Source organism: Acetobacter sp. AN02 (assembly GCF_029759835.1).
GTDB lineage: Bacteria > Pseudomonadota > Alphaproteobacteria > Acetobacterales > Acetobacteraceae > Acetobacter.
This window is the reverse complement of sequence record NZ_JAJJND010000172.1, coordinates 1-1752: the sequence shown is the minus strand read 5'-3', so window position 1 is coordinate 1752 and position 1752 is coordinate 1. Positions and strand designations below refer to the sequence as shown.

The window sequence follows — 1752 nt, the reverse complement described above, 5'->3', positions numbered from 1 at the left end:
AATGATCAGCATCCTGTGAATCACATTTTTAGCCCAATGGGTACCCCGTGAGTCTGATCAAGAAACGGTTGGTATTAGAGCAATTCCACTGAACTCTGACTCAGTGGAATTGCTCTAACTCATTGTTTATCGAGCATCTTCACCAGTTCGAATGTGTCCATTCAAACCGGATCTGCTCTAGCGTTTTTCGGCCGCGGCGCGGGTACGTAATGCCTCATAAATCGGCGCTTCCCCCATGCCGTCGGCCACGAACATCGCGGCAAAACTGCCCGAAAGCAGCGGAAGCAGCAGGCTGGGCGTATTGGTCATTTCCGTCACAAGAATGATCCCGGTCAAAGGTGCCCGTACCGCTCCCGCAAACATCGCCGCCATACCGACCACAACAAAGGGTGTGGTCCGCCCCGCCAGCATGGGCGCCAGAACATGGGCCAGATCTCCGCAGCCCAGCCCAGCCAGAGCCCCCAGAGCCAGCATGGGAGCGAAGAGGCCACCCGGCGTTGCTGCGGCATAGGAAATCGAGCCGAAGACCAGACGCAGGGCATACAATCCTGGCAGCGCTGTCCAGATCAGCGTTCCATCGATGGCGCTTTGCGTGATCCAGTTGCCGCCACCGGCCAGGTGGGGTGTAAGCCAGACGATCAGCCCACCGATCGCGCCGATTGCCGCAGCCCGGATTTCCACGCTGGCATTCATCCGTTCAGCCAGCCGTAACGTGGCCAGAACTGTCCGGTTGTAAACGACCGAGAGCAGGCCAACCGCAAGCCCCGTCAGCAAAAACAACAACTGCGTTGAAATGCTGATGACCAAGGGACTGTCGACCACCCCGAAATCAGGATGACCGCCCAGCAAAGCACGCGCGACAAGGATGGCGGACACGGAAGCGCCGAGCGCGGAACAAGCGGTTCGCGCCTCGAATTTGCCGACCAGTTCTTCCAGAACAAAGATCGCGCCAGCGCCCGGCGCATTGAACGCTGTCGCCAGTCCAGCTCCGGCGCCAGCCGCCAGCAATGACCGGCAATCCGCCGGTCCCAACCGTAACAGCCGACCGATCATATTGGCAGCCGAGGCACCCATCTGCACGCTCGGCCCCTCACGCCCCAGCGCCAGTCCTCCTCCGATGGCCAGCAATCCTCCGATGAACTTGACCGGGATCAGGCCGACAGAAGCAGGAGTTGCAAGTCCGGCCAGAACGACCTCGACATGCGGGATCCCGCTTCCAGAAGCCAGAGGTGCCAGTCGCCTGACCATCCAGGTCGCGATGAAAGCCGTGATGCTGCCGATCGCAATCAGCAATAGACCGGCCGGAAACGGATGCAGGACATCAAGCGCCAGCGCCGTTCTCAACCCCTCGGCACACTCCAGTAACAACCTGAATGTTCCACAGATCGCTCCGACAACGATGCCTGTCAGAACGGACAGGAGGGAGAGCATAGTGAGGCCGCAAGGCGGCTGGGTCATCACTGCGTGCTGTGTTTCCTGACTATGAGTGGTGTCTGCCATCGCCTTCTTGCCGGATTATCATCGTTGCGAACGTGACGATGATAATGGACTCTCCCTGGAATTTGCGAAAAGTCTAGCATCTTTGCTCTTATGCCGATAACAAAATCAGATCGGTGTCAATGCATGCGAAATCGCCTGGACAGGCTTCAGTCCGTGACCAAAGCGGGCGATAGCTCTAAGGTCTGTGGGGATTCATCGTGAATGGATAACGGCTGCGGTGAGATAGATCATCGCGCTGAAGCTTTGATCTGT

General features: G+C 58.2%; 1 protein-coding gene. It reads right to left on the bottom strand.

Going from position 1 to position 1752, the window contains the following annotated elements:
- Positions 1-177: 177 nt before the first annotated feature.
- A complete protein-coding gene (locus LOC54_RS12165; RefSeq protein ID WP_279314043.1) occupies positions 178-1458 on the bottom strand; it encodes a chloride channel protein in 1281 nt (426 codons plus the stop codon).
- Positions 1459-1752: the final 294 nt, after the last annotated feature.

Excerpts from the sequence above, each read along its gene's own strand:
- LOC54_RS12165 (WP_279314043.1), bottom strand. The coding sequence starts at position 1,458 with ATGACCCAGCCGCCTTGCGGCCTCACTATGCTCTCCCTCCTGTCCGTT.